24 protein-coding genes are annotated in these 26,559 nt (G+C 59.4%); 21 read left to right on the forward strand and 3 right to left on the reverse strand.

Annotation, left to right across the window (positions count from 1 at the left end; translation table 11 throughout):
• Positions 1-237 precede the first annotated feature (237 nt).
• Together JJQ51_RS21435 and exoR are read left to right on the forward strand one after the other, a co-directional pair.
• Entirely contained in the window at positions 238-1,497 is a 1,260-nt protein-coding gene (locus tag JJQ51_RS21435) for an OmpP1/FadL family transporter (RefSeq protein ID WP_145320243.1), read from the forward strand.
• A gap of 683 nt (positions 1,498-2,180) precedes the next feature.
• Positions 2,181-2,984 carry an exopolysaccharide production regulator ExoR gene (gene exoR, locus JJQ51_RS21440; RefSeq protein ID WP_069611965.1) on the forward strand — a complete coding sequence of 268 codons (804 nt, stop codon included), beginning with the start codon at positions 2,181-2,183 and terminating at the stop codon, positions 2,982-2,984.
• Positions 2,985-3,047: 63 nt separating this feature from the next.
• On the opposite strand, the gene xth is transcribed toward exoR, so the two are convergent.
• Together xth and erpA are read right to left on the reverse strand one after the other, a co-directional pair.
• Positions 3,048-3,839 (reverse strand): exodeoxyribonuclease III, encoded by a 792-nt coding sequence (gene xth, locus JJQ51_RS21445; RefSeq protein WP_113333545.1) that lies wholly within the window; start codon positions 3,837-3,839, stop codon positions 3,048-3,050.
• A 129-nt stretch (positions 3,840-3,968) separates the two neighbouring features.
• A complete protein-coding gene (gene erpA, locus JJQ51_RS21450; protein WP_113333492.1) occupies positions 3,969-4,301 on the reverse strand; it encodes an iron-sulfur cluster insertion protein ErpA in 333 nt (110 codons plus the stop codon).
• 310 nt (positions 4,302-4,611) lie between these two features.
• Here erpA and JJQ51_RS21455 point away from each other — a divergent pair, with 310 nt between their 5' ends.
• The 14 genes from JJQ51_RS21455 to JJQ51_RS21520 all read left to right on the forward strand — a co-directional run bounded on the left by JJQ51_RS21455 (position 4,612) and on the right by JJQ51_RS21520 (position 20,527).
• Positions 4,612-5,829, forward strand: a complete 1,218-nt coding sequence (locus tag JJQ51_RS21455; RefSeq protein ID WP_113333491.1) for a deoxyguanosinetriphosphate triphosphohydrolase — start codon at positions 4,612-4,614, stop codon at positions 5,827-5,829.
• 55 nt (positions 5,830-5,884) lie between these two features.
• Positions 5,885-7,645, forward strand: coding sequence for an arginine--tRNA ligase (gene argS / locus JJQ51_RS21460; protein WP_113333544.1), 1,761 nt, complete (start codon positions 5,885-5,887; stop codon positions 7,643-7,645).
• Positions 7,646-7,706: 61 nt separating this feature from the next.
• Positions 7,707-10,472 carry an SPOR domain-containing protein gene (locus JJQ51_RS21465; RefSeq protein ID WP_269245317.1) on the forward strand — a complete coding sequence of 922 codons (2,766 nt, stop codon included), beginning with the start codon at positions 7,707-7,709 and terminating at the stop codon, positions 10,470-10,472.
• Positions 10,473-10,583: 111 nt separating this feature from the next.
• Positions 10,584-11,087 carry a GNAT family N-acetyltransferase gene (locus JJQ51_RS21470; protein WP_113389585.1) on the forward strand — a complete coding sequence of 168 codons (504 nt, stop codon included), beginning with the start codon at positions 10,584-10,586 and terminating at the stop codon, positions 11,085-11,087.
• 78 nt (positions 11,088-11,165) lie between these two features.
• Positions 11,166-12,179, forward strand: a complete 1,014-nt coding sequence (gene nagZ, locus JJQ51_RS21475) for a beta-N-acetylhexosaminidase (protein WP_269245318.1) — start codon at positions 11,166-11,168, stop codon at positions 12,177-12,179.
• A gap of 74 nt (positions 12,180-12,253) precedes the next feature.
• A complete protein-coding gene (locus JJQ51_RS21480) occupies positions 12,254-13,051 on the forward strand; it encodes a segregation and condensation protein A (RefSeq protein ID WP_069612288.1) in 798 nt (265 codons plus the stop codon).
• A 46-nt stretch (positions 13,052-13,097) separates the two neighbouring features.
• Positions 13,098-13,790 (forward strand): SMC-Scp complex subunit ScpB, encoded by a 693-nt coding sequence (gene scpB / locus JJQ51_RS21485; RefSeq protein WP_246661078.1) that lies wholly within the window; start codon positions 13,098-13,100, stop codon positions 13,788-13,790.
• Positions 13,791-14,034: 244 nt separating this feature from the next.
• Entirely contained in the window at positions 14,035-14,241 is a 207-nt protein-coding gene (locus JJQ51_RS21490; protein ID WP_069611973.1) for a twin-arginine translocase TatA/TatE family subunit, read from the forward strand.
• Between the two features lie 54 nt (positions 14,242-14,295).
• Entirely contained in the window at positions 14,296-15,021 is a 726-nt protein-coding gene (gene tatB, locus JJQ51_RS21495) for a Sec-independent protein translocase protein TatB (RefSeq protein WP_113352623.1), read from the forward strand.
• The gene (gene tatC, locus JJQ51_RS21500; RefSeq protein WP_113333673.1) at positions 15,018-15,839 is read left to right on the forward strand and encodes a twin-arginine translocase subunit TatC; all 822 of its coding nucleotides are present in this window, start codon (positions 15,018-15,020) and stop codon (positions 15,837-15,839) included. Before tatB ends, tatC begins: the two co-directional genes overlap by 4 nt.
• Positions 15,840-15,946: 107 nt before the next feature.
• Complete coding sequence (gene serS, locus JJQ51_RS21505; RefSeq protein ID WP_113333674.1) at positions 15,947-17,230, forward strand: serine--tRNA ligase; 1,284 nt, start codon at positions 15,947-15,949, stop codon at positions 17,228-17,230.
• A gap of 15 nt (positions 17,231-17,245) precedes the next feature.
• Entirely contained in the window at positions 17,246-18,010 is a 765-nt protein-coding gene (gene surE, locus JJQ51_RS21510; RefSeq protein WP_069611977.1) for a 5'/3'-nucleotidase SurE, read from the forward strand.
• Positions 18,011-18,014: 4 nt separating this feature from the next.
• Positions 18,015-18,668: a protein-L-isoaspartate(D-aspartate) O-methyltransferase gene (locus JJQ51_RS21515; protein ID WP_069611978.1), complete on the forward strand. Its 654-nt coding sequence runs from the start codon at positions 18,015-18,017 to the stop codon at positions 18,666-18,668.
• 170 nt (positions 18,669-18,838) lie between these two features.
• A complete protein-coding gene (locus JJQ51_RS21520; protein WP_152096178.1) occupies positions 18,839-20,527 on the forward strand; it encodes a peptidoglycan DD-metalloendopeptidase family protein in 1,689 nt (562 codons plus the stop codon).
• A gap of 77 nt (positions 20,528-20,604) precedes the next feature.
• Here the strand turns inward: JJQ51_RS21520 and JJQ51_RS21525 are convergent, their stop codons facing one another.
• Positions 20,605-21,477 (reverse strand): ATP-binding protein, encoded by an 873-nt coding sequence (locus JJQ51_RS21525; protein ID WP_152096177.1) that lies wholly within the window; start codon positions 21,475-21,477, stop codon positions 20,605-20,607.
• A 206-nt stretch (positions 21,478-21,683) separates the two neighbouring features.
• Here JJQ51_RS21525 and yajC point away from each other — a divergent pair, with 206 nt between their 5' ends.
• The 5 genes from yajC (at position 21,684) to JJQ51_RS21550 (ending at position 26,540) form a co-directional block, all read left to right on the forward strand.
• Positions 21,684-22,031, forward strand: coding sequence for a preprotein translocase subunit YajC (gene yajC / locus JJQ51_RS21530; RefSeq protein ID WP_047634659.1), 348 nt, complete (start codon positions 21,684-21,686; stop codon positions 22,029-22,031).
• A 159-nt stretch (positions 22,032-22,190) separates the two neighbouring features.
• Positions 22,191-24,734: a protein translocase subunit SecDF gene (gene secDF, locus JJQ51_RS21535; RefSeq protein ID WP_152094222.1), complete on the forward strand. Its 2,544-nt coding sequence runs from the start codon at positions 22,191-22,193 to the stop codon at positions 24,732-24,734.
• 4 nt (positions 24,735-24,738) lie between these two features.
• Complete coding sequence (locus JJQ51_RS21540; RefSeq protein WP_069611981.1) at positions 24,739-25,125, forward strand: Mth938-like domain-containing protein; 387 nt, start codon at positions 24,739-24,741, stop codon at positions 25,123-25,125.
• Between the two features lie 17 nt (positions 25,126-25,142).
• Entirely contained in the window at positions 25,143-26,003 is an 861-nt protein-coding gene (locus JJQ51_RS21545; RefSeq protein ID WP_152094221.1) for a phytoene/squalene synthase family protein, read from the forward strand.
• Between the two features lie 75 nt (positions 26,004-26,078).
• The gene (locus JJQ51_RS21550; RefSeq protein WP_269245319.1) at positions 26,079-26,540 is read left to right on the forward strand and encodes a hypothetical protein; all 462 of its coding nucleotides are present in this window, start codon (positions 26,079-26,081) and stop codon (positions 26,538-26,540) included.
• The last annotated feature ends 19 nt before the right edge of the window (positions 26,541-26,559 follow it).

The raw sequence follows: 26,559 nt of genomic DNA on the forward strand, positions 1-26,559 counted from the left end.
AACTGTTGTCATATTGTAACAGAATTGTTGCCGTGAAGAATGAGATTCTATTAGGGGCTAAAAATGCTATTTCGAAAGAAAAAATTACCTACACCGATGGATTTTCAGAGGCGGCGTTCGTTTTCTTACGTAAATCAATCACTCTCTTACATGGCCAGTGCTCTTGTGGGCCACATTGCCAATTCACGCGATCGTCGCAACAATCAAACCACTGAATGCACATGTGGGGGAGATACAATGGCATTTTCTGTTGCGTTGAGGAGCGCAGTCACACTCGTTATCAGCTCGTCTTTCGCCACCGCTGCTTTTGCGGGCGGCCTTGATCGTGGCGGCTATGATATTGATTTGCTTTTCGACAAAGGCCGTTATGTGTTCGAGTCAGGCGTTACTTACGTCATGCCCGACCGTAAACTGAAGAACGCCAAAGACATCAATCCGGCTGACGGCAATCTCAACAACCGTAGCCGTTCGACGGATGCGGCGGAAAATTACGCCATTCCCTATGCCGCTTTCAAGATCGGCATCACCGATGATCTCGACTGCATGGCCGACTATTCGCAGCCTTTCGGCGGCCATCTCAACGAAGGTTCAAATTGGGCCGGCGCCAATAACGAAACCGAAGTCAAGGTTCGCACGAACAACTATTCGGCCACCTGCTCGTACAAGTTCGACGCGGGTCCGGGTCAGCTGCGTCTGATCGGCGGCGGTTTCTATCAGGAAGTCAGCGGCTACAAGTCGCGCCTCGTCTACGCCACTCCGGCTCCGATTTCAGCCATTTACAACGGCATGGGTTCGCTTGACATCGACGGTCACGGCTGGGGCTGGCGCGCGGGTATCGCCTACGAAATTCCGGAATATGCCTTCCGCACGAGCCTCGTCTACAACAGCCGGGTCAAATACGACAACCTGAAGGGCAGCGTCGACCTGACCGAAGTACCGCCACCTGTTGTCCCCGGCTTCGGTGGCAAGGTAACGTCTGTTTTCGGCTCGGCCGACGCTCCCGACTCCCTGGAATGGAAGGTACAGACCGGCATCGCGCCTGATTGGCTGGCCTTCGGATCGGTTAAATGGACCAACTGGAGTATCCTTCAGAGCATCGCACTCTGCCCGAGCTCCACGCGCAGCATATCCTGCAGAGCCAATGGCCCCACAGAGCTTACCTCGCTTGATCTGCTGTACAGGGACGGCTGGACGATCACCGGCGGTGTCGGGCACAAGTTCAATGACAAGTGGAGCGGCGCCGTCAGCCTGACCTGGGATCGCGGTACAAGCGATGGCTATGGCATGAACTCCGATACATGGACCCTCGGCGCGGGCGTGGCCTATAAGGCGACAGAGCATGTTCAGTTCAATTTCGGCGGCGCTCTCGGCCTCATGACATCAGGCAAATCCGGACCGGTCACGCGCGGCGGTGTCGTCTACGGCAATGATGCGACCTATAGCTTCGGCAATGACTTGGTCGCCGCTCTTCAGACATCGGTGAAAGTCAGCTTCTGACGATAAGCCATTGAATTGAAGGAGCTAGTTGACTGATCCTTCACTCTATCATCAACGTCGCGAGCTTTTCCGAGTCTCGCGACGTTTCTTTGTCTGAACGGCAAAAGGCGGAACGCAAACCGCCTCTTTTGCCTGATTTATGGTTAAAGAAATCTCAAGTTCGATAAAATCTTTGTGACGAATTAGCAACACTCTATTTCAAGACATTGCAGCCACGTGATCAGATTACAATTTGTCCATTTCCCGCCACAAATGGGGAGCAGCGATTACGTGGGCACAGGGGCAAGCCTTGTAGAAAGTGCGTAAGCGGTCGATGGGTGAACTTCCACTTTGGCATAAGCAACAATTCGGGATCGGAGCTGCGATGCTTCCGACGCAGCCGAAAACGCGTTGTCTGCCAAGGGAAGTCGTCAGCCGGCCGATCTTTGGGCTCCATCATCGGAAGGCGAACGAAGGTGCTGCTTCGATGGTGGGATGCGATAGCGGCCGCGCAAATGCTGGTTTGGACATAATTGCAAGCTATGCTCGCAATTGTGGCAAACAGCATCGGTTGGATGCCACAGGAAATGCCTTTTCGAAGGACGATCCAGTCTCGTGCGCCATCAGGGAAAACATTCGTGAAGCTGGCGGCGATTATGCAAGTGCCGTGACAGGTCCGAATGGAGCGAAAGAAATCGACTGTTATGTTTAAGTCCGAGTTCATATCAGCGAGAGTCATGATGCTCAGCCTGTCCCTTGCCACCGCGGTGGTACTGGCGGGTCAAGCCAAGGCATTCGATATCAATGCCGGCGTCACCAAGGAATCAGGTCCGTTCGATCTCTTCAAGTTCGGCTTTAAGGCCTACAAGAACGGACAGAAGGAAGAGGCAGTCGAAGCCTATCGTTATGCCGCCGAAAAAGGCCATACCGGCTCACGCTGGGCCTTGGCCAATATGTATGCCGATGGCGACGGCGTGGCGCAGAACGATTTCGAAGCCTTCAAGATCTATAGCGAGATTGCCCAGCAGGGTGTGGAACCGGGCTCGGAAGACACCGGCTTCTTCATCAATGCGCTGCTGGCGCTCGCGAGCTACTACAAGACGGGCATTCCCAACAGCCCGGTGAAGATCGACCTCAACCAGGCCCGGCAGCTCTATTTCCAGGTGGCATCGACATTCGGCGTTCCGGAAGCGCAGTTCCAGTTGGCGCAGATGATGCTGTCCGGCGAGGGCGGCGCCACCAATGTTCAGCAGGCCAAGAAATGGCTGAACCAGGCCCGCAAGAGCGGCCATCCGGGCGCCATGGCCGTCTTCGGCAATATCCTGTTCCAGGAAGGCCAATCCATCCGCGGTCTCGCCTTCATGACGGCGGCGCTGGACAAGTGCAAGCCGAAGGACTGCAGCTGGATGGAAGACCTGCAGGAGCAGGCATTCTCCGTTGCCAACGAGAACGACCGCCGCGTAGCGGTCTCCATGGCCCATCAGCTTGATGTTGCCGGCTCCGATTGATCGCGCCGGCTTTACTGACGCTGTTGTTGCTCGGGCCGCGCGGTATGCTTGCAGCCGAACGGACTAGCTCCCGAAATCAAGATGCGCGATGACGGGCACGTGGTCCGACGGTTTTTCCCAGGCGCGCACATGTTTCTCGATTGCCGTTGCGGTGAGGCGATCGGCAGCCTCGGGTGACAGCATCAGATGGTCGATGCGAATGCCATTGTTCTTCGGCCATGCGCCGGCCTGATAATCCCAGAATGAATAAAGCTTGATTGCATCCGTCGTCGCGCGCACCGCATCGGTAAAGCCGAGATGTTCGAGCTGACGGAAGGACTGGCGCGTCTGCGGCAGGAAGAGGGCATCGCTCTCCCAGACCTTCGGGTCGAAACAATCATGTGGCTCCGGAATGACGTTGTAGTCGCCGGCGAGTATCAGAGGCTCCTCCAAGGCCAGGCGATCCAAGGCGAATTTGCGCAGGCGCTCCATCCAGGCGAGCTTGTAGGGGTATTTTTCAGTATCGACCGGATTGCCGTTCGGCAGATAGAGGCAGCAGACTCGCAGGGCGCCGTGTCCTTCAACGGAGAACACAGCCTCGATGAAGCGGGCCTGTTCGTCGCTGCCGTCGCCGGGTAAACCGCGCCTCACCTCATCCGGTTTCGTCTTGGAAAGAATCGCAACGCCATTGAAGCCTTTCTGCCCATGTGTCTCTACGTGATAGCCGAGCGCTTCGATCTCCAGACGTGGAAAGCCTTCGTCGACCGTTTTGATTTCCTGCAGGCAGACGATGTCCGGGTTCGAGTCCTTCAGCCATTGGCAGAGGTTCTCGATACGCGCTTTGACGCCGTTGATGTTCCAGGTGGCGATTTTCATGGGCGGCTCATTCCTTTGCTTCGCCTTGTTGTATCCGCAGCCGATCGGCTTGACTACAGCCCACATGAAAACCGGCCCGGAGCGAAGGCTCCCGGCCGGTCATCAAATTGTGGAAAAAGAGGGTAGGGATCAGATCGCGAAACTGGTGCCGCATCCGCAGCTTGCGACTGCATTCGGATTCTTGATCTGAAAGGATTGGCCGAGAAGATTGTCGACGAAATCGATCTCCGAGCCCGCCATATAGACCAGCGACAGCTGATCGATCAGGACGGTCGCATTGTCCTTTTCGACGACGATATCGTCATCCTCAGGGCCTTCAACGAGATCGAATTTATAGGAAAAACCCGAACACCCGCCGCCTTCGACGGCAACGCGAAGAGCGCGCTTTCCGGCATCCGCGCCGACGATAGCAGCGATTCGCTTGGCCGCAGCATCCGATAGGGTAACACTTGCCTCAGTCATATTTTCCTCCTGCCGGGGTCAAGATCCGGAGAGAACCAATAATAAGCCGTCGAACTTTCAAACGGCTGATATCCGTAGCCTTTATCATGAAAGTCAGGCCGTTGACAGCTATGGTTTCGTGGTTGAGCCACACACCATTTTGCTGTTTTCTTGTCTATAGGTATGAAGGCCGCAAAGCGGCGTCAATGGGCCGGAATGTACGAAGAGCGGGCATATGTCCGTACTGCCGGACAGGGCCGGGGACCGATTGCAGGGAAACGACTGTCGCGCCGATAGCGGTGCGGGAGCCAAATGCCGGAATGGATTGATAATGACGATTGATACGCATGCATTGGGTTTCGGGTATGGGGAAAAGGCAGCCTATGCGACAAATCCCTGGGAATCGCGTGGAAGGCTCTACGAAGAAGGATCGAGCCCGACACGCTCTGAATTCCAGCGCGACCGCGACCGGATCGTCCATGCGACCGCCTTCCGTCGGTTGAAGCACAAGACGCAGGTCTTCATTGCTCAGGATGGCGATCATTACCGCACTCGATTGACGCATACGATCGAAGTTGCCCAGATTGCCCGCGCCTTGGCGCGTGCCCTGAAACTCGACGAGGATCTGGCGGAGGGTGTGGCACTTGTTCACGATTTCGGCCACACACCCTTCGGCCATACGGGCGAGGATGCGCTTCATGAAGTGCTGCTGCCCTATGGCGGCTTTGATCACAATGCCCAATCCCTGCGCATCGTCACCAAGCTCGAGCGCCGTTATGCCGATTTTGACGGACTCAATCTTACCTGGGAAACGCTTGAGGGCCTCGTCAAGCACAATGGGCCATTAATGACGCCTGATGGTAAGGGCATCCGCGGTCCGGTGCCGCAGCCAATCCTCGATTATTGCGAGATCCACGATCTCGAAATTGCTTCCTATGCCAGCCTTGAAGCGCAGGTCGCCGCGATCGCGGATGACATTGCTTACAATACGCACGACATCGATGACGGCTTGCGCTCCGGTTATCTGACCTTCGATATGCTGGAGGAGGTGCCCTTTCTCGCCAAGCTGATGGCCGAGGTCAGGGCACGCTACCCGCATCTGGAGGCGAGCCGCTTCACGAACGAGATCATGCGCCGGCAGATCACCCGCATGGTCGAGGACGTGATCGCCGTTTCGCAGCAGGCGCTCGCCGAAATCAAGCCGGGCAATGTCGCTGACATCCGTGCTGCCGGACGGATCATCGCAACCTTCTCGCCCGAGATGGCCGAAACCGACAAGCTGATCAAACAGATGCTGTTCAAGCGTATCTACCGTCATCCGGACATCATGCGCATCCGTGCCGGCGCGGCGCAGATCGTCACGGACCTTTTCGGCGCCTATATGGAAAATCCCAGGGAGATGCAGAGCCATTACTGGGTCGATCATATTGCGGGCCTGGCGATCGCCCCCAAGGCAAGGCATGTCGGCGACTATCTCGCCGGCATGACGGACACCTACGCCATCAGCGCCCACAAGCGCCTGTTTGACCAGACTCCCGATTTGCGGTAGGCAGCGGCGGCGTCGGGCCGATAGCGGCTCGCGAAGCTCATGCGTGGACGATATGATGAACCTTTTCACCGACTTCGAAGTAAGAATTAAGAACGCTCTCGAACAAATTGATATTGTGCGAGAAAAGCGATCTGAGCTCGACTTCGGACGTATCGGCGTAGAGCCGCCGCGCGATGCCAGCCACGGTGATGTCGCCACCAATGCGGCCATGGTTCTCTCCAAGCCGCTGGGCACGAATCCGCGTGCGCTTGCCGAAATCATCGTCGCCAAGCTGAAGGAAGATGCCGACGTCGCCGAGGTTTCGGTCGCAGGCCCGGGCTTCATCAATATCCGTCTTTCGGTCGGCTACTGGCAGCGGCTGCTGGCAACAATGATCTCCGAGGGCGAGAAGTTCGGCCGCTCCAAGCTCGGCGCGGGGCAGAAGGTCAATGTCGAATATGTTTCGGCCAATCCGACTGGACCGATGCATGTCGGTCACTGCCGCGGCGCCGTGGTCGGCGATGCGCTGGCAAACCTGTTGGCCTTCTCCGGCTATGAGGTGACCAAGGAATATTACATCAACGATGCCGGCTCCCAGATCGATGTGCTGGCGCGCTCCGTCTTCATCCGTTATCGCGAGGCGCTCGGCGAGCAGGTCGGCGAAATCCCGGCTGGCCTCTATCCCGGCGATTACCTCGTTCCGGTCGGGGAGGCGCTGGCCAAGGAATTCGGCACCAAGCTGCGCGGCATGCCGGAAGAGCAGTGGCTTCCGATCGTCAAGGATCGTGCCATCGATGCGATGATGGCGATGATCAAGGAGGATTTGGAGGCGCTGAACGTTCATCACGACGTCTTCTTCTCCGAACGCACCCTGCATGCCAATGGCGCGGCACTGATCCGCACCGCGATCAATGACCTGACCTTCAAGGGCTATGTCTACAAGGGCGCGCTGCCGCCGCCGAAGGGACAGCTGCCGGAAGATTGGGAGGATCGCGAGCAGACGCTCTTCCGCTCGACGGAAGTGGGCGACGATATAGACCGCCCGCTGATCAAGTCGGACGGCTCCTATACTTATTTTGCTGCCGACGTTGCTTACTTCAAGAACAAGTTCGACCGCGGCTTCAACGAGATGATCTATATCCTCGGCGCCGACCATGGCGGCTACGTCAAGCGGCTGGAAGCGGTAGCCCGCGGCGTTTCCGACGGTGCTGCGAAGCTGACTGTGCTGCTGTGCCAGCTCGTCAAGCTCTACCGCAATGGCGAGCCGGTGAAGATGTCGAAGCGTTCGGGCGATTTCGTCACGCTGCGTGAAGTCGTCGATGAAGTTGGTCGCGATTCGGTGCGCTTCATGATGCTTTACCGGAAGAATTCCGAGCCTCTGGATTTCGATTTCGCCAAGGTTACAGAGCAGTCGAAGGACAATCCGGTCTTCTACGTGCAATATGCGCATGCCCGCTGCATGTCCGTCTTCCGTCAGGCCAAGGAAGCCTTCCCGGATCTCGACATCGCCTTGCTTGATCTGTCGAAAGCTGTCATTGGCGCGATCTCCGATCCGGCTGAATTGCAGTTGGTTGCGAAGATTGCGGAATTCCCGCGAATCATCGAAGCTGCAGCACAGTCGCAGGAGCCGCATCGCATTGCTTTTTATCTTTACGATCTGGCCAGTTCCTTCCATGGACACTGGAATAAAGGTAAAGATTTACCGGAATTACGTTTTGTTAACGATAAGAACCGAGAATTGAGCATTGCCAGACTTGGGCTGGTGTACGCTGTCGCGTCGGTTTTGAAGTCGGGTCTTGGTATAACCGGGACCGCAGCACCGGACGAAATGCGATAAACGTCACCATTTACCCACATTGCGCTGGCATTAACTGTAGTGTTTGCGAGTGGAACGGGTGATGGCAGAAAAACAGTTGGCGTATCGCGCAAGCGGAAACGACGAGTTCTTTGCGGATGATGATCCGCTCGCAGAACTCGCTCGTATCGTGGGTTTTGAGCCGCGCCCCGCTGCTCAGGCAACTCCTGCGGCTCAACGGCAGGAGCCGGCCTTCAACCTGGAAGACGAGCTTCTTCGCGAATTCGAACGTTACGATACGCCGCGAATGAGTCCGGCAAATGACATCGCCGCTCCGGTCGAGCAGGTGTCACCGCCGAGCCATGAAGACGTTGCGCTCTCCGCTGAGCCGGTGCAGGCCGAGCCCAAGTTTGAAGAGCCGAAGTTCGAAGAACTTGCGCCGCAGCCTGTGGCTCCGGTGAAGCCGACGATCGGCGCTCGCGATCTGATCGACGAGCTGGAAATGTCGATCGCGCCGGTTCTGCAGCCAGCGCCGAAGGCCGCGCCTGTCGAGCCGCAGGCGGCTGCGCCAGTGCCGAAGCCGACGCCGCAATCCGCTGCCGCCACCATACGGTTGCCGCTTGCCAACTTTGCCCTGGCAACGCCCGTCGCCTCGCGTGAGCAGTTCACGCCGCCGGTCGCGCCTGCTGTTGCTCAGCCGGCGCCGAAAGCCACGTCTGACGAAGCGCTGTTCGATGATGCCCTTGATTTCGAGGCGTTTGATCCTGTCGAGCCTCCGCGCGCTCCGGAAGCCGTCTCGCAGCCTGCTGCATCCCAGCCAGCTGCGGCCGTCTTCCAGGCACCAGAGCCGCCTAAGGTCGCGAAGGCCGATCCGGCTGCGCTTTCCGCCGAGATCGACGCTCTGCTGGCCGATGTGAATCGCTATCCGGTTCCATCCAGAGCCAATGCGCCTGCAGCGAAGGAGGAGCCGGATTTCGGCAATTTCAGTGCGCCGTTTTCTGAGCCTGCAGAGTTGCCCGCCGCTCCCGCGGCAGCCGCACGGCATGAAGAGCCGAAGCCGATTACCTTCGGTGCGGAGGATCCTTTTGCCGGTCAGGACTTTGAATTCGATCTGGCCGATATCGAAATGGAACTTGCCGGCCTCGATTTCGCTGAAGCCGAAAAGTCTCCCGCTGCTCATCAGCAGGCTCCGGCCGCTCCGATCGCAGAGCCGATCCTTTCCCGCGCAACGCCGGTCGCTCCAGGCCCCGCCGCTCCGGTGATTGCCGCCGCAGCGCCGCAGCCAATGCGACCCGCACCGGCGCCGGCTGCACCTGCCGCAAATGTTGCTCATGCCGCAACCACGGCAGCGCCCGTATTTGAGGCCGACCAACCTCTGCCGTTCGATCCCACGGAAATCTCCGAGACGGAGGATCGTGTCGAGACCTTCGAGGGTTCGCACGTTCCTCATCTGCCGGCGATCGAGCCGGAGGAGCCGATCGCTGTTCCGCTGGAATTTGATTTCGATCTCGATTCGGAAATGGCGAGCCTGCTCGGTACGCCTGCCAAGGAAGCCGCACCCGAGCCGATCAAGCCGGCCGTTGCCGCCGCACTTGGCGGTGCTGCCGCCGCCGCTTCCTGGTCCAAAAATGCTGCAGCCCAGCCTGCTGCGCCCATCGCAAAGCAGCCGATCGAGGAGTTCGACGAGTTCGAGCGTGCGCTGGAAGAAGACTTCCGCCGCAGCTATCGCGAGGCGGCTACGCCTGTCGAGAACGTCGCCAGGATGACGTTGAACCCCGCCGCCAACCGTCGCCCGGTCCGCTCTGTGCGCGGCATGGTCACGACTGCAGCCGTCATCGTTGTTCTTGGCGTCGGTGCCTATGGCGCCTACAGCTGGGTTCGTCACGGCGCGCCGATCTCCAGCTTCTCCGGAGAGCCGCGCGTGATTGCGGCCGATAGCGATCCGATCAAGGTCGCTCCGGAAAATCCGGGTGGCACCGTCGTTCCGAATCAGGACAAAGCCGTCTACGATCGCGTCGCTGGCGATAGTACGGCGGCGCCGAAGCAGAAGGAGCTTGTCTCCTCCAACGAGCAGCCGGTTGATGTCGTCCAGAAGACGCTGATTCCCGAGGCGGTATCGCCTGACGACAGCGATGGCGATCAGGTGACGTCGACGCCGGTCGGTGAAACCGAAGATCCGCGCCTGCTGCCGAACCAGAATGGTGGAAACACCAACGTCGCCGCCAACAACGACGATCAGGTGCCATCAGTCTCTCCGCGCAAGGTGCGCACGATGATCGTCAAGCCGGATGGCTCGTTGGTTCCGCGTGACGAGCCGGTTGCCGATACCACGACCGCAGCCGCCAAGCCGGCGAACAGTCAGGTCGCATCGACCAGTTCGCGCCCGTCTCAGTCAAATACTCCCGCAGCAGCCCAGCCGGATAGCGCCGACGCTGCCAGCGCCGAAAGCACGCCGATCCGCGTCGTCAAGACGAACCCGGTGCCGACGGCACGCCCCGAACCTGCCGCCAAGGCCAGTACGGCTGCCCCGGCCCAGGAAGCCCAAGCTCAGCCCAAGGTTCAGCCGAAGCAGGTCGCATCGGCTAGCCCGGCGGCAGCCCCGGCTGCGACCTCTGCCGCGGGCGGCGGCGCTTACGGAGTGCAGATCGCATCCCTGCCGACCGAAGCCGACGCGCAGAAGTCGCAGGCGAACCTCAAGGTCAAGTTCGCCAGCATCATCGGCAATCATCCGCTTGAAATCCGCAAGGCCGACATCGCCGGCAAGGGCACCTACTATCGCGTCCGCGTCGTCGCCGGCTCGAAGGATGAGGCCGCGGCCATCTGCACCCGCTATCGCGCAGCCGGCGGCACCTGCCTGATCTCGAAGTAATCAAGTTGGGCTTTCAGCCTGGGTGTTCGATAAAGTTGAAAAATCCGCCCGCAGAGATCAATCTGCGGGCGGATTTATTTTTGATGCGCTAAGCGCGGGACATGGCGAACGATGCGGCATCTACAGCTATCGACGCGTCGAACGTTCATCAGGCCGTTTGTTCCTGAGGACGCCCCGGATATCTTCGCCAACATATCGCCTGGCATCACGCGTTTCATGGCCTGGCATCCGCCTGAGACTGAAGCGGCTTTTGCGGATGTTTGGCGGGGTTGGCTGAAGGCAATTGAAGACGGCTCGGAATTGCACTTCACAGCCCGCTGCAGGAATGACGATCGCTTTCTGGGTGTTATCGGTATGCATGCCGCGCTGACCGACACGCCGGAGCTTGGAATTTGGCTTCGCAGCGAAGCGCAAGGTCTGGGATTCGGCCGCGAATTGATCGGCGCGATCATCGGATGGGCAAGTGCGAGCTTTTCTATTCGATATTTCGTATACCCCGTCGCGGAGGAGAACATCGCCAGCAGACGGATAGCTGAAGCCTATGGCGGCGAGGTGAGGGAGTGCAGGTCAAATCCTAAATACCGCTCAGTCGTCTATCGTATACCGCCCAAATAGCCTGCCGAAGACGGTTGTTCCTGTGTATCCCAGCTTGACCTCACTCGCATTTCCCGGCGCAAGCCTTATGATTCGGATATGACCGAATCGAAATCCATGATCCTCGGCTGTAGCGGCCACACCATCACGCCCGAAGAGCGATCCTTCTATAAGGGGGAGCAGCCATGGGGTTTTATCCTGTTCGGACGCAATATTTCCGAATCGGCACAGATCGCCGATCTCGTTGCGTCTCTGCGCGATAGCGTCGGACGCGACGCTCCGGTTTTCATCGACCAGGAAGGCGGCAGGGTGCAGCGCATTCGCCCGCCGATCCTGCCGCATTATCCCTCGGGGCAGGCACTCGGCGATATCTATCGCCAGGATCGCGAACGAGGCCTCCGTGCTGCATGGCTGATGTCGCGGCTCCATGCCTTCGATTTGCTGAAATTCGGCATCAATGCCGATTGCCTGCCGGTGCTGGACGTGCCTGTGGAGGGATCGAGCAACGTCATCGGCAATCGCGCCTATGGCTCCGATCCGGTGACGGTGACGGAAATGGGACGCGCGGCGGCGGAAGGGCTCAAGGCCGGCGGCATGCTGCCTGTCATGAAGCACATGCCGGGGCATGGCCGGGGCTTTGCCGATTCGCATCATGAGCTGCCTGTCGTCTCGGTGCCACGCGCGGAGCTGGAGGCGCATGATTTCGCTCCCTTCGTTGCAATGAAGGACGAACTCATGGCGATGACCTGCCATGTCGTCTTTACCGATATCGATCCGGAGAACCCGGCCACGACGTCGCGCAAGGTGATCGAGGAGATCATCCGCGGGCATATCGGCTTCAGGGGCCTGCTCCTGTCGGACGATACCTCGATGAATGCGCTGAAAGGCACGATCGGCGAACGTGCAGCAAATATTATTGCGGGCGGATGCGATATCGTGCTGCATTGCAATGGCGTCATGGACGAAATGCAGCAGGTGGTTCGCAATGTTCCCGCTTTGGCGGGGATATCGCTGAAACGGGCCAAGGCGGTCGAAGCGGCATTCGGCAGAAGTGATGGCGCCGATGAAGCCTCTATTCGGGCGGAATTCGACGCGATGTTCGCAGTGGCGTAAAACCGGACTTCGAGGAACGGGCGGGTGACAGAGTGAGCGGCAGCACGGACAAGCTTCAGCAGGCGGCAACGCCGATGGACAAGCTCTGGCAGGAGGGTGAGACACAGCGCGGCTCGCACGAGCCGTCGCTTGTCGTCGACCTCGCCGGCTTTGAAGGACCGCTTGATCTGCTGCTGCATTTGGCACGCAACCAGAAGGTCGATCTGTCCCGTATCTCCGTTCTAGCGCTGGCCGAACAGTATCTTCAGTTCATCGAGAGTGCGCGGCGTATCCGCATCGAGCTTGCGGCCGATTATCTCGTCATGGCCGCTTGGCTCGCCTATCTGAAATCCAAGCTGCTAATCCCGCAGCAGAGCAAGGAAGACGGACCGACCGGCGAGGAGATGGCGGCGACGCTCGCCTTCCGCCTGAAGCGGCTGGAAGCCATGCGCGATGCTGCTACCGATCTTGTCAATCGCAACCGCCTCGGCCGCGATATCTTCGCGCGCGGCGCGCCGGAACATATTCCGGATCGACGCCAATCCGCCTTCGATGCCAGCCTCTATGATCTGCTCACCGCCTATGCGAGCCTGCGTCAGCGTCAGGCCGTGACCCAGGTAACGATCGAGAAGCGCCGTGTCTGGTCGCTGGCCGATGCCCGCGTTATTCTGGACAGAATGATCGGCGAAATCACCGATTGGACGGCCTTGGAACATTACCTGCTGAGTTACATGACGACTTCGAGCGAGCGGGTGACGGCGATTGCCAGCGCCTTTGCGGCATCGCTGGAGCTGGTGCGCGAAGGGCAGCTGGAAATTCGCCAGGAAGGCGCGTTTCAGCCGCTTTACATGCGGCGCGGGCCGAAGCATTCGTCACTGGAAGCAGCGGAATAGGGCAGGAAAGCGCGTGACTGAACCGGACGACGAGCAGCAGCAGCATGTGGAGCACGAGGCGGAAGCGCCCGATGTAGACGATCGTCGGCTGAGCGAGGCCGAGCGGATTGCCGAAGCGCTGGTCTTCGCCTCAGCGCAGCCGGTTTCCGAGGCCTTCATTGCGGAGCGCGTGGCGCGTGGGGTCGAAATTCCCGCCATCATGCAGAAACTCAAGGCCGATTACGCCATGCGCGGCGTCAATCTCGTCCAGGTGGATGGCGCCTGGGCCTTTCGCACGGCTGCGGATCTCTCCTTCGTGATCCGGCGTGACGAGAGCGAGGTGCGCAAGCTGTCGCGTGCGGCGCTGGAGGTGCTGGCCATTATCGCTTACCATCAGCCTGTCACACGCGCCGAGATCGAGGATATCAGAGGCGTGCAGACCTCCAAGGGCACGCTTGACGTTCTTATGGAGTCTGGTTGGGTCCGCTTCCGTGGCCGTCGCCGCACGCCGGGGCGACCGGTGACCCTTGGCACGACGCGCGATTTCCTCGATCATTTCGGTCTCGAAGAGCTGCGCGATCTGCCCGGTCTCGAAGAGTTGAAGGGGGCGGGGTTGTTGTCAGGCCGGATTCCGGCCAATTTCAACATTCCCTCGCCGTTGATGAGCGACGAGTTGACCGAAGACGAAGATCCGATCACGCAGATGGATCTGGAGGAACTCGGCATCCTGCCGCCGAGCGGCGCAAGCTCCAGCGATTGAGCGTTGGCCGGCTCGTTCAAGGGGTTGCAACCCTATCTGCGGATTTTCGCGAAACTGCCGGCAAAGTCTCTCTTTCGCCATCAGCGGGTGCGAATATAACAATCATCCTCTCGGCTTGGAGACGCTTGATCGCCCGCATCGGCGCTTGTCATCCCGATATGCGTGGATGCATTGCATTTTGGTGTTTGAAAAACATCCGCAAACGTCTTACATCGAAAAGACACTGTAATTGGGAGTTAAAGCAATGGGTTCTCTAAGCATATGGCACTGGCTCATCGTCCTGGCCATCGCGCTGTTGTTGTTCGGCCGTGGAAAGATCCCGGAGCTGATGGGTGATGTCGCCAAGGGCATCAAGAGCTTCAAGAAGGGCATGAACGACGACGAAGATACGTCGACATCCGCGTCGACGGCGTCCCGTACGGTCGAGCATAAGGCTGACGAAACGAAGTAATCATGTCGGGCAGGCGCAAGCTGAAAGGCTTGCCGTTAGCCCAGGAGCCTTTGCATGTTCGATATAGGCTGGTCCGAGCTGGTGGTTATTGGCGTCGTGGCCTTGGTGGTGATCGGCCCCAAGGAGTTGCCGTCGACATTGCGGACCATCGGTAAGATGACGGCGCGGGCCAGGAAGGTCGCTGGCGAATTCCGCGCTCAGTTCGACGAAGCCATGCGCGAGGCGGATCTGGATGATGTGCGCCAGACGATCGCCGATGCGCAGAAGCTCAATCCGGTCAATTCGTTGCGGGAAGCCATGAACCCGCTGCGAGAAATGGGCAATGAGATAAAGGCTGATCTGCAGCGTGCGGCAACACCGGACAAAGCAGCCCCGGCCGCGACACCATTGCCGTCCGAGCCGGTTTCGGGTGTGACGTCCGGCCTGCCGGAAGCACTTGCGGCCACATCCACAATGCCTGCCGTTTCGAGCAATCCGTCGCCAGCGGCGGCTCCAGAGGCGGTGGCAGCAGTCGTCCCTCAGCCGATGGCCGCTGTGAATGACGCAGTAGAGAAGCCGAAGGCCGCTCGTAAACCTCGCGCTAAAGCCCCGGCGAAGACCGAGGATGTTGCGGCTGCCGCCGTCCAGACGCCCGTCGTCACGGAAAAACCAAAGCGAGCCCCGCGCAAGGTCGCGGTCGCTGCTGCCGTAGAGAAGACGCCCCCAGCTCCCAGGAAGCGTCCGACCGCTACAGCCAGCAAGGCGACGCCTAAAACGCCCAAGAAGAAGGACCAGGCATGACGGGTGACATCGACGATAAGCCGCAACCGCTTATCGAACACCTTATGGAATTGCGCACACGGCTCATCTGGTCGCTCGTGGCTTTTTTCATTGCCTTCATTGGCTGTTTCGCAGTGGCGAAGCATCTCTTCAATTATCTGGTCTATCCTTATAAATGGGCCGTCGAATGGGCTCATCTCGATCTCGCGAAGTCAGAGCTGATCTACACCGCGCCACAGGAGTTCTTCTTCACCCAGGTGAAGGTCGCCATGTTCGGCGCCTTGGTAATTTCCTTCCCGATCATCGCTTCGCAGATCTACAAGTTCGTCGCGCCCGGCCTCTATAAGAACGAGCGTAATGCCTTTCTGCCGTTTTTGATCGCTTCGCCCGTACTTTTCCTCATGGGGGCAGCACTCGTCTATTTCTTCTTCACGCCCATGGTGATGTGGTTCTTCCTGAAGATGCAGCAGACGGGTGGCGACGGTCAGATCGGCATTGCGCTGATGCCGAAGGTCTCGGAATATCTGAGCCTCATCATGACGCTGGTCTTCTCTTTCGGGCTCGTCTTCCAGCTTCCCGTCATTACCACGCTGCTGGCACGTGTCGGCTTGCTGACGTCGGCCTGGCTCGCGGAAAAGCGCAAGTTTGCCATTGTTTTCGCCTTCATCGTCGCTGCTGTGCTGACGCCGCCGGACCCGATGTCCCAGATCGGCCTTGCACTGCCGACAATCCTTCTCTACGAGATTTCCATCTACGCGGCGCGACTCGTAGAACGCCAGCGTACCCGGCAAGCGCTCGAAGAGAGTGGCGGAAGTTCCGATATCGCCAAGACGGATTAACGTCCAGGCGGGGAGGCCTTCGCCTCGTTTCTCAGGTATTTGCCGGTTCGACCTCCGACCGAAGCCTCGGTCGGAGCTGTACTTATGTCAAACGACCTGGAACGAAGATGCTTGATATCAGATGGATTCGTGAGAATGCCGAGGCTTTTGATGCAGCGCTTGCCAAGCGCGGTGCGGAGCCTCTGTCGCAAAGCCTCATAGCGCTCGACGAGAAGCGCCGATCCGTCATTCAGTCCGTCCAGGATATGCAATCCCGCCGCAACGCCGCCTCCAAGGAGATCGGCGCGGCGATGGCGCAGAAAAACAGCGAGCTTGCCGAGAAGCTGAAGGCGGAGGTTGCCGACCTCAAGCTGTCGCTTCCGGCTGCGGAGGAAGAAGAGCGCACGCTGACGGCCGAGCTCAATGATGCGCTGTCACGCATTCCGAACATACCGCTCGAAGACGTGCCCGTCGGCAAGGACGAGCACGACAATGTCGTCAAGCATGTCTGGGGCGCCAAGCCGACCTGGAACCATCAGCCGAAAGAGCATTTCGAGATTGGCGAAGAACTCGGCTATATGGATTTCGAACGCGCGGCAAAACTGTCCGGCTCGCGCTTCACGGTGCTGACCTCGCAGCTTGCTCGTCTTGAACGCGCACTCGGTCAGTTCATGCTCGATCTGCACACAAGCGAGCACGGCTATACCGAAGTTAGCGCGCCGCTGATGGTACGCGACGAGACGATGTTCGGAACAGGTCAACTGCCGAAATTCGCAGAAGATTCGTTCAAGACCACGGACGGTCGCTGGCTGATCCCGACGGCTGAGGTTTCGCTGACCAATCTCGTCTCCGGCGAAATTCTCGATCAGGAGAAGCTGCCACTGCGCTTCACCGCACTCACGCCGTCCTTCCGTTCGGAAGCAGGCTCGGCCGGTCGCGATACCCGCGGCATGCTGCGCCAGCATCAGTTCTGGAAATGCGAGCTGGTGTCGATCACCGACGCCGAAAGCTCCATTGCCGAGCATGAGCGGATGACGGCTTGCGCAGAAGAAGTGCTGAAGCGCCTCGGCCTGCATTACCGCGTCATGACGCTTTCGACCGGAGACATGGGCTTTGGCGCGCGCAAGACCTATGATCTCGAAGTCTGGCTGCCGGGACAGGATACTTATCGAGAGATTTCCTCCTGCTCCGTCTGTGGTGATTTCCAGGCCCGGCGCATGAATGCGCGCTATCGCGGCAAGGACGACAAGAACACAAAGTTCGTTCACACGCTGAACGGCTCGGGAACGGCCGTCGGCCGCTGCCTGATCGCCGTGCTTGAGAATTATCTCAATGCTGACGGCTCGGTCACTATCCCCGACGTACTCCTGCCATATATGGGTGGTCTGAAGAGGATCGAAAAAGCAGCATAATCAGGTGGTGGGGCGATGCGTATTCTTTTGACCAATGATGACGGCATTCACGCCGAAGGTCTGGCGGCATTAGAGCGCATCGCCCTCACGCTGTCTGATGATGTCTGGGTCGTTGCGCCTGAGACGGATCAGAGCGGCCTTGCTCACTCATTAAGCCTTTCCGAACCGTTGCGCATGCGCAAGGTTTCCGACAGGCATTATGCGTTGCGGGGAACGCCGACCGATTGCGTCATCATGGCGATCCGCAAGGTTCTGGATATCAAGCCGGATCTCGTGCTCTCCGGCGTCAATTCCGGATCGAATGTCGCTGACGACGTCACCTATTCCGGCACCATCGCCGGAGCCATCGAGGGCACGCTGCAAGGCGTGCGCTCCTTTGCTTTGAGCCAGGCCTATCTCTATGAAAACGGCGCGCGCGTCGTGCCCTGGGAAGTGGCAGAAGCACATGCTCCGGCTTTGCTTAACAAGCTCATGAACGTCGATCTGTCTGACGGTACCTTCCTCAATCTGAATTTTCCGAATTGCCGCCCCGAAGAGGTCGACGGAGCGGAAGTGACCGCACAGGGCAATCTTGCCTTCAACGTGCAGGTCGAGGAGCGGGCCGATGGCCGCGGCTTCCCTTACTATTGGCTTCGCTTCGGTGAGCGGAGCGGCATCTTCCGTCCAGGGACCGATATTCAGGCGTTGAAACAAAATCGTATTTCGGTAACGCCTTTGAAACTCGATCTGACGGATTATTCGGCGCAAGACCGCGTGGCGCGGGCGCTCGGTATGGAGTAGCGGATTGACACCTCGTTTGGTGGAAAAGGAAGGCTTTGCGGCCGTGGTGTTGCGGCTGCGGGCGGAAGGCATATTGGACATCGATCTGATGACGGCGGTCGAGCAGACGCCGCGCCTGCCTTTCGTGCCGGCGCAATTTGCCGATGATGCCTATTCCAGCCGCACGATTCCGATCGATTGCGGTGCCTTCATGGAAGGCATCGATCTCGTAGTGCGTATTCTCCATGGCTTGAAGATCAAACCTGGCCATCGCGTTCTTGAGATCGGCACGGGAAGCGGTTTCACTGCTGCCGTCATGGGGCGGATCGTCGAGCGCGTGCTGACGGTCGATCGCTACAAGACGCTGACGACATCGGCGCAGCAGCGCATGGATACGCTCGGGCTGCGCAATGTCATCATCCGTCAGGCTGATGGCAGCGCCGGTTTGCCGGGCGAAGGCACCTTCGATCGCATCCTGGTGACGGCAGCTTTCACGACAATGCCGCGCTTTTATGCCGAACAGCTGGTGTCCGGCGGTTCGATGATAGCCCCGCTTATTATTGATGAGCGCACATGTCGCTTGGTGCGACTGACGAAGACGGGAAGCCGATTCGAGCGCGAAGAATTGTTCGACGTTCCCTATCAGCCCATCGTGCCGATGCTCGCCTCCTATCTTTGAGGCTCAATTCGGGCTGATGCCCCTATGAAACGGGCGCATTTGCGCCGTTTCATTCTCTATGGTTAGCAATTCCTCAAAAAAACACATGCCGCACCAGTGCTTTAACCGCATGGTAAGATTAACGCGCTTTAATCGACCCATAATCGGTTGCGTCTTAAGTGGGTCGAGTCATGGGTTTCAGTCTTTCTTCAAACGTCAGCAAATCGGCAGGGAAAGTCCTGGTGGCCATTCTTCTGGCGAGTACGGCCACAGCTTGTAGTTCGGACACGACCCGTTTCAGCGGTCTCTTCAATAAAACGGACAATGTAACGACCGGCTCGATCAATCGTCGCAGCCTGAATGGTCCGAACGGTGATCCCGTGCCGCGCGCAGACGTTGCTCAAGCAGGCGGTTACGGCCAGCAGGATTATTCGCAGCAGAGCGCACCGGTGACGCAACCTTACCCGAATTCGCCGGCTCGCTATAACCCGTCCTATTCTAGCGCACGGGCTTCGACCGCCCCCGTCGCAATTCAGCGCACCGATCTCGCTCCTCCGAGTGCTTCCGCCAGCAATTCTCGTCGGATGCCGCAGGCGGAATCTGAGGCAATGGCGCAGCCGTTCCCCGCATCTCGCAACAATAACGGCTCCCGCGCCGCGCCGGCACTTGCTCCCGACACCATGTCGACGGGCACGATCAAGACTGCCGCCGCGCAGCAGATGTCTCCCGGCTGGACCACGGTCAATGCTCCGAGCGTGACGCTGCATCAGGGTGAAAATATTGCGCTGTTGTCGCGCCGCTATGGCGTTCCGGAAAAGGAAATTCTGCGTGCGAATGGCCTGCGCAATGGCGCTGCCGCGCAGCCCGGCCAGCAGATCGTCATACCGACGATGAATGGGGCAGGTGTTTCAGGCCCGGCCAAGATGGCCGCTGAAGCGACTGATCTTTCCAAGGGCGGCAAGATGCCTGGTCCTGCCAAGGCGCCGCAGCAGGAAGCGCTCGCATTGCCCTCCGGCAACCAGATGCGCGGCAAGTCCCAAGCTGGCCTCGCTGACCCCAATAAGCTCGCAGCCGGTAATGGCAAGGGGCCGACGCCGAAGGGCACCTATGTCGTCAAGCCGGGTGACTCGCTGGCAAGAATCGCCAAGGAAAGCGGCGTGAGCGTCGCCGAACTGAAGCGTGCGAACAACATGCAGGCCGGCGATAGCATTCGCATCGGACAGGCACTCGCGTTGCCACACGGCTCCGTCGCCGCTGCAGACCCGGTCAAGACCGCCTCGATAGAGCCTCAGAAGGCTTCCGCCAAGCCGGGCGCGTTGCCTGTGGAGCCGAAGCAGGCCGCCGCAGACCCGATCGCCAAGCAGGCACCCAAGGCGGTTGCCCATACCGACGCGGCAGCTGATGCCCCTGCCAAGCCGAAGGAAGTTGCCTCCGCTTCGCCGAGCCAGTCCATCAACGATGCCGCAAAGTCGGATGCGCAGGCCGATGCGCCCGAGGCGACCGGTATTGGCAAATATCGCTGGCCGGTTCGCGGCGCTGTCGTCGCCGGCTATGGCGCCAACGTCAACGGCAGCCGCAACGACGGCATCGACATCTCCGTTCCCGAGGGCACGCCGATCAAGGCGGCCGAAAACGGCGTCGTCATCTATGCCGGCAATGGCTTGAAGGAACTCGGCAACACGGTTCTCGTCCGCCACGACGACGGTACCGTCACGGTCTACGGTCATGCGGACGCACTCAGCGTCACTCGCGGCCAGAAGGTCCAGCGTGGTCAGACGCTCGCGACGTCGGGCATGAGCGGCAATGTCAACCAGCCGCAGCTGCACTTCGAAGTCCGCAAGAATTCGGCTCCGGTCAACCCAATGACGTTCCTTGAATAGGTAGTGCGTCTCAAGGACTCTGCAAAAAGCCCGGTCACAGCCGGGCTTTTTGTCGTTTATGGCGAGTTGATCGAAGATCAATCACGCTCCAGCACGATGCGCAGCCGGCCGGCGAGATCCTGGATATATTGCCAGGCGACACGGCCGGAACGGGCGCCGCGGGTCGTTGCCCATTCCAAGGCTTCGTGATGCATCTGGGCGCGATCCAGATCAAACTTGAAGTGATCGGCATAGGCGTCGATCATCTGCAGATAGTCTTCCTGGCTGCACTTGTGGAAGCCGAGCCAGAGGCCGAAGCGATCGGAGAGCGATACCTTTTCCTCAACGGCTTCCGAGGGATTGATCGCGGTCGATTGCTCGTTTTCCATCATGTGGCGCGGCAGCAGGTGGCGACGGTTGGATGTGGCATAGAACAGCACATTATCAGGCCGACCTTCGACGCCGCCGTCCAATGCCGCCTTCAGCGACTTGTAGGCGGTATCGTCATGATCGAAGGAAAGGTCGTCGCAGAAGATGATGATGCGATGCGGCGTTGCCTTCAATATATCGAGCAGCACCGGCAGCGAGGAAATATCCTCGCGATGCACTTCGATCAGCTTCAGCGACACGCCGGTCGCCCGACGCACGTCTTCATGCACCGCCTTGACCAGCGAGGATTTGCCCATGCCGCGCGCGCCCCACAGTAGCACGTTGTTGGCGGCGAAACCTTCGGCAAAACGAAGCGTGTTCTCGTGCAGAATGTCGCGCACGTGATCGACGCCGCGGATGAGGGTCAGCGCCACACGGTTCGGCCGTGGCACCGGTTGCAGATGAAGTCGGGCAGGGGCCCAGACGAAGCAGTCGGCGGCATTCCAGTCATTGACGGCAGGGGCCGGGCCGGCCAGACGTTCGACAGCGTCGGCAAGGCGACGGACTTCGGCAAGGATCAGGGCGTTTTGGTCTTCAGTCACCGTTTCCTCCTGAATATTGAACAAGAAAGTCGTAAAATGCGCGCGCTGTCTTGCCGGGTATCATGCTCCTTTAGGGGCTGAAAGGCTAACAGACCGGGAAAACGGTACGGTTGACGGCTGTTTTTGTTGCATTCGCCATACGCGTAACTATATTCCGGCCACCTGACGCGGGGCCCGTTCCCGCTCGGAATTCAAGGGAGTTCTCGATGTTTATCACCAACGCATATGCGCAGAGCGCGACAGATTCGGCCGCGAGTGCCTTCGGCGGTTCCGGCTTTGAAATGATCATCCTGTTTGTGCCGCTGATGGTCGTTTGGTATTTCCTCCTCATCCGTCCGCAGCGCGCGCAGGCGAAGAAGCGTGACGAGATCCTGAAGAACATCCGCCGCGGCGATCAGATCGTCACCAGCGGCATCGTCGGCAAGGTCACCAAGGTCATCGACGAAAAGGAACTGGAAGTCGAGATCGCTGAAGGCGTGCGCATCCGCGTTGTCCGCAGCGCCATTTCCGAGGTTCGCGTCAAGGGCGAACCCGTCAAGGCGGACGCCGCGTAAGGCTCCTCCCGAGAGGCGGCGCCTGCCGCCGCTGCGCATCTTCGAAATTCGAGATCGACTTTCTTGAAGGACTGTGCACAAATTCAAGGTGTTACTGCGCCCTTTGCATTTTCCGTCGAAAGGGAGGGCGCGGTAGGGAAGCCCTAATTCGAGAGAGCGATGCTGCACGTCTCCTGGTGGAAGACCGCCCTGATCTGGTTCGTCGTTCTCTTGAGCGTGCTTCTGGCCGCTCCCAACCTGCTTGGTGAGCGCTCGCTTTCATCGTTTCCAGCATGGTGGGCACATCGAAAGATCGAGCTTGGCCTTGATCTTCGCGGCGGATCGCATCTGCTGCTTAAGATCGAACGGGGTGACGTCGACAAGGATCGCCTGGAAAGCATTGTCGGCGATATCGCCACCCGGTTGCGCACCGTCAATGTCGCCTATTCGGGCCTCACCGGCACCGGCCGAAAAATCCAGCTTCGCATCGGCGATCCCTCGCAGGTTCAGGCCGCTTTGACGGCATTGCGGCCGCTGACGGCGGGATCCGATCAGCCGTCCGTTGTTCTGTCTCAAGGTGACAATGGTGCGCTGACGCTCGATATCACCGATGCGGATATCAACAGCCATGTCTCATCGGCGATCGCACGCGCGATCAAGGTCATTCATGCCCGTATTGCGCAACTCGGTGTTGGAGAACCACTGATCCGCCGGCAGGGATCCGATCGTATCATCGTTCAGGTGCCCGACCTTGCCGATGCGCAGCGGCTGAAAAACCTTCTCGGCCAGCCCGCTAAGCTCAGCTTCCGCCTGATCGATCAGTCGATGTCGGTTCAGGACGCCATGGACAAGCAGCCGCCGGCCGGATCCGACGTGCTGTTTTCCGAAGATGATCCGCCCGTTGGCTATCTCGTACAGCGGCAGCCACTGCTCTCGAACGTCGATTTTTCCGATGCCGTCGCGGTCGTTGACAATCAGAAAGGCGAAGGCACCGTTTCCGTCAAGCTGACGCCGGAGGCAACTCACCGCTTCGCGCAATCGACGGCCAGCAATCTCGGCAAGATCATCGTCGTCGTGCTTGACGATCAGGTCATCTCCGCTGCCTCTCTGAAGACGGTCATCGCAACAGGCGAGATCGACGTTCCCGGAGATTTCACCGCCCAGGGCGCGCAGGATCTGACCGTCATGGTCAAGAGCGGTCCGCTGCCGGCAACCCTGACGACGGTCGAAGAGCGCACCATTCAGCCGGGCCTTGGCGGCGAAACGGCGCATTATGGTCTGATTGCCTGCATTGCGGCCGCCGTCTTCGTTGCGGCCCTGATGATCGGCTTCTACCGCCTGCTCGGCATCATCGCGACCATCTCGCTCGTCATCAACATGATCATGGTCGCGGCCCTCATGGGCCTGCTCGGCATTACGCTCACCCTGCCGGGTGTCGCTGCCATCGTCCTCATTATCGGCATTGGTCTCGATGCGCTGGTGCTGATCTACGAGCGCGTGCGCGAAGAGGAGAAGAAGACCCATCTTCTCGTCGATGCGCTGCGCCACGGCTTCAACCGGGCAGCTGCGACTGTCGCCGACGCCAATCTGACGGTTCTGATCGTCGCGGCCATTCTCTTTTATGCAAGCACCGGCGCGGTGCGCGGCTTTGCCGCCACGTTGATGGTGGGTGTCGTCACCACCTTCTTCACTTCCTGCTTCGTCACACGGTCGCTGGTGAATATGTGGATCTCGCGCCGCAAGCCGCGCACTTTGCTTGTTGGTGTGCGCAGCGGCATTTTCGACAATGCCAATATCCGCTTCATGGGCATCCGCCGCTATACTTTTACGGTCTCTGCGGCTCTTTCGGTCGTCACTCTCATTGCCTTCGCGACTGTCGGCATGCACCTCGGCATCGATTTTGCCGGCGGATCGATCATCGAGGTCCGGGCCAAACAGGGCGTTGCAGATCCCGTCGACATTCAAACCCGTCTTGACGCCGTCATTCCGGGCGACGTGCGCGTCGAACGGCTCGCCGATCGTCTTGGCGCAGTGGTTCGCGTTCATGCTCAGGAGGGCGGTGAAAACGCCGAACAATCCGCCGTCTCGCTCGTTCAGGACGAGCTGAGCAAGGATTACAATTTCGCCCGCGTCGAAGTGGTCGGTCCAGCCGTATCGGGCGAGATCACCACTACGGCTTCCCTTGCCGTCCTTGCGGCTCTGGCGGCAATCCTGATCTACATATGGGTACGGTTCGAATGGCAGTTTGCCGTCGGCGCGATCATTGCGACGCTGCACGATGTCATCCTGACGCTCGGCCTCTTCGTGCTATCAGGCATGGAATTCAACATGACGAGCATCGCCGCGATCCTCACCATCGTCGGCTATTCGCTGAACGACACGGTCGTCGTCTATGACCGCATGCGCGAGAATCTGAAGCGCTATTCACAGATGCCGCTGCCGATTCTGATCGATGCTTCCATCAATCAGACACTATCTCGTACCATTCTGACATCGGCGACGACGCTTTTGGCGCTGCTTGCCCTCTACATCTTCGGCGGCGAGGTGATCCGTGCCTTCACCTTCGTCCTGCTTTTCGGCGTCGCTGTCGGCACTTTCTCGTCGATTTATATTGCGGCGCCCGTGCTGATCCTGTTCAAGCTGCGGCCGGACAAGTTTCAGACCGGCGGCGAAAACAATGGACCCGCGGCCGGCAACATCCAGTCAGGCAAACCAGCGGTGTGATACAGTGGCTAAAGGTATAGAAATCCGAAACGCGCATTTCCCCGGACGCGCACCGATCGACGCTTACGGCAATGGCGGCTTTCGCTTCGCCGACATGTCGCATCGCGGTTCGCTGCTATGCCTGCCTTCGGGCATCTACGGCTGGGATATGCTGCAGGGCGATGCACTGACGCCGGATCGCTTCCAGAAGGTTCTCGATGAAGCCGCCGAGATCGAAGTGCTGCTCGTCGGCACCGGCATGGAGCTGCGACCGCTTCCCGCCGAGCTGAAGGCCGCCCTGCGTGGAAAGCAGATTTCCTCCGACCCGATGAGCACGGGGGCAGCGGTGCGCACCTTCAACATCATGCTTTCTGAATCGCGTGCCGTGGCCGCGGCGCTGATCGCCGTCTGACCTTCGGATCCAAGCGTATGACAACACCAGCTGCGCCTCGGAGCAACCGGGACATCTGCCTCGCCACGCTTCGCGACACCGATCGCGATCGCTATCTCGCCTGCCTGCTGGCCCCGGAGGATAAGCGCCCGGCACTTGCCGCGCTCTATGCCTTCAACGCCGAGCTGGCGCGCGTACGCGATCTCGTGCATGAGCCGCTGCCCGGCGAAGTGCGGATGCAATACTGGCGCGATCTCCTCGAAGGGCAGTCCCACGGCTCGAGCGAGGCCAATCCGCTAGCTTCCGAACTTCTCACCGCGATTGAAGAGTATCGCCTGCCGCGCCAGACGCTGATCGACATGATCGATGCGCGCATATTCGATCTCTACGATGACCCTATGGAAAGCCGCAGCAGTCTGGAAGGCTATGCCGGCGAGACGGCTTCGGCCGTCATCCAGCTTGCGAGCCTGGTCTTGTCCGCCGACGAGGCGAAGCGCTCGGCCGATGCCGCCGGCCATGCCGGTGTCGCGCAGGCAATTGCCGGTCTGCTGCTCCTAATGCCGCTGCACCGCCATCGCGGCCAGCTCTATCTACCGCTGGAGATCCTGGCGGCAACCGGGCTCGATCGCGACGGTTTTCTCGCCGGCGAGGACAAGCCACGCATTTCGGCGGCGATCGAGGCCTTCGCCGGTCTCGGTCGCGAGCATCTCGCCAAGGCGAGGGCGGCAGGCGCCATACCGCAGGCCATATTCCCAGCCTTTCTGCCTGTCACCTTGGCCGAGCCTGTGTTGCAGAAGACACAGAAGCTCGGAGCCGGCATCTTCGATCAATCGCTGGTGCTGCCGCAATGGCGCCGGCAGCTGCGCATGGCGATAGCGTCGATCACAAAGAAAATCTAAAATACACCAAGCTCGCGCAAGTCTCGGCGTCTATGGAGATGGCGGCACTTGATTTGCATTTCAGGGGGATCTGCCGTGGGTATTGTCGTCTGGTGCATACTGTTTGCGATTGTCATCTTCATTGCCTATTACGCGACGCGCATGGCATCGCAGAACAAGGAAGACGGCCTGCACGATACCGGCCTTGCGATTCTGGAATTCGGCCGCGCTTTTCCGACGGAGGCCATTCGCCAGCTGCAGACGACCGCCGACGGGCAGGCGGTCTTCGTGCGTCTGCATGACGACAAGGCGGGGTTCATGCGCAATGTGCGCAATCATTTCAGTGTTCATCTGATCGAGCCGGGCAGGGCGCGTGCCAAGATTTCGGCAACCGGACGCGGCTTGATCGTCGATTTTCTGGATGTGCCCCACCACAACGGCACATTCGAATTCAAGACACCTGCCGAAGCCGCGGAAGTGTCGCTCTGGCTGCTCGGCAATTATGTCGCCGGCGAGGACGCGAAGCTGGAGCACCACGCGCCGCCGGCAACAAGCTGAAGATCACGAAAGCGCTGAA

Origin of the sequence: Rhizobium sp. AG207R (assembly GCF_027109195.1) — a bacterium.
Taxonomy (GTDB): Bacteria; Pseudomonadota; Alphaproteobacteria; order Rhizobiales; family Rhizobiaceae; genus Rhizobium; species Rhizobium dioscoreae.

Coding starts and splice junctions, on each gene's coding strand:
- tatB (WP_113352623.1), top strand. CDS start 14,296: ATGTTCGATATAGGCTGGTCCGAGCTGGTGGTTATTGGCGTCGTGGCC.
- JJQ51_RS21490 (WP_069611973.1), top strand. CDS start 14,035: ATGGGTTCTCTAAGCATATGGCACTGGCTCATCGTCCTGGCCATCGCG.
- JJQ51_RS21465 (WP_269245317.1), top strand. CDS start 7,707: ATGGCAGAAAAACAGTTGGCGTATCGCGCAAGCGGAAACGACGAGTTC.
- erpA (WP_113333492.1), bottom strand. CDS start 4,301: ATGACTGAGGCAAGTGTTACCCTATCGGATGCTGCGGCCAAGCGAATC.
- JJQ51_RS21520 (WP_152096178.1), top strand. CDS start 18,839: ATGGGTTTCAGTCTTTCTTCAAACGTCAGCAAATCGGCAGGGAAAGTC.
- JJQ51_RS21545 (WP_152094221.1), top strand. CDS start 25,143: ATGACAACACCAGCTGCGCCTCGGAGCAACCGGGACATCTGCCTCGCC.
- JJQ51_RS21470 (WP_113389585.1), top strand. CDS start 10,584: ATGCGGCATCTACAGCTATCGACGCGTCGAACGTTCATCAGGCCGTTT.
- serS (WP_113333674.1), top strand. CDS start 15,947: ATGCTTGATATCAGATGGATTCGTGAGAATGCCGAGGCTTTTGATGCA.
- JJQ51_RS21455 (WP_113333491.1), top strand. CDS start 4,612: ATGACGATTGATACGCATGCATTGGGTTTCGGGTATGGGGAAAAGGCA.
- secDF (WP_152094222.1), top strand. CDS start 22,191: ATGCTGCACGTCTCCTGGTGGAAGACCGCCCTGATCTGGTTCGTCGTT.
- JJQ51_RS21435 (WP_145320243.1), top strand. CDS start 238: ATGGCATTTTCTGTTGCGTTGAGGAGCGCAGTCACACTCGTTATCAGC.
- surE (WP_069611977.1), top strand. CDS start 17,246: ATGCGTATTCTTTTGACCAATGATGACGGCATTCACGCCGAAGGTCTG.
- yajC (WP_047634659.1), top strand. CDS start 21,684: ATGTTTATCACCAACGCATATGCGCAGAGCGCGACAGATTCGGCCGCG.
- nagZ (WP_269245318.1), top strand. CDS start 11,166: ATGACCGAATCGAAATCCATGATCCTCGGCTGTAGCGGCCACACCATC.
- xth (WP_113333545.1), bottom strand. CDS start 3,839: ATGAAAATCGCCACCTGGAACATCAACGGCGTCAAAGCGCGTATCGAG.
- exoR (WP_069611965.1), top strand. CDS start 2,181: ATGTTTAAGTCCGAGTTCATATCAGCGAGAGTCATGATGCTCAGCCTG.
- JJQ51_RS21480 (WP_069612288.1), top strand. CDS start 12,254: ATGGACAAGCTCTGGCAGGAGGGTGAGACACAGCGCGGCTCGCACGAG.
- tatC (WP_113333673.1), top strand. CDS start 15,018: ATGACGGGTGACATCGACGATAAGCCGCAACCGCTTATCGAACACCTT.
- argS (WP_113333544.1), top strand. CDS start 5,885: ATGAACCTTTTCACCGACTTCGAAGTAAGAATTAAGAACGCTCTCGAA.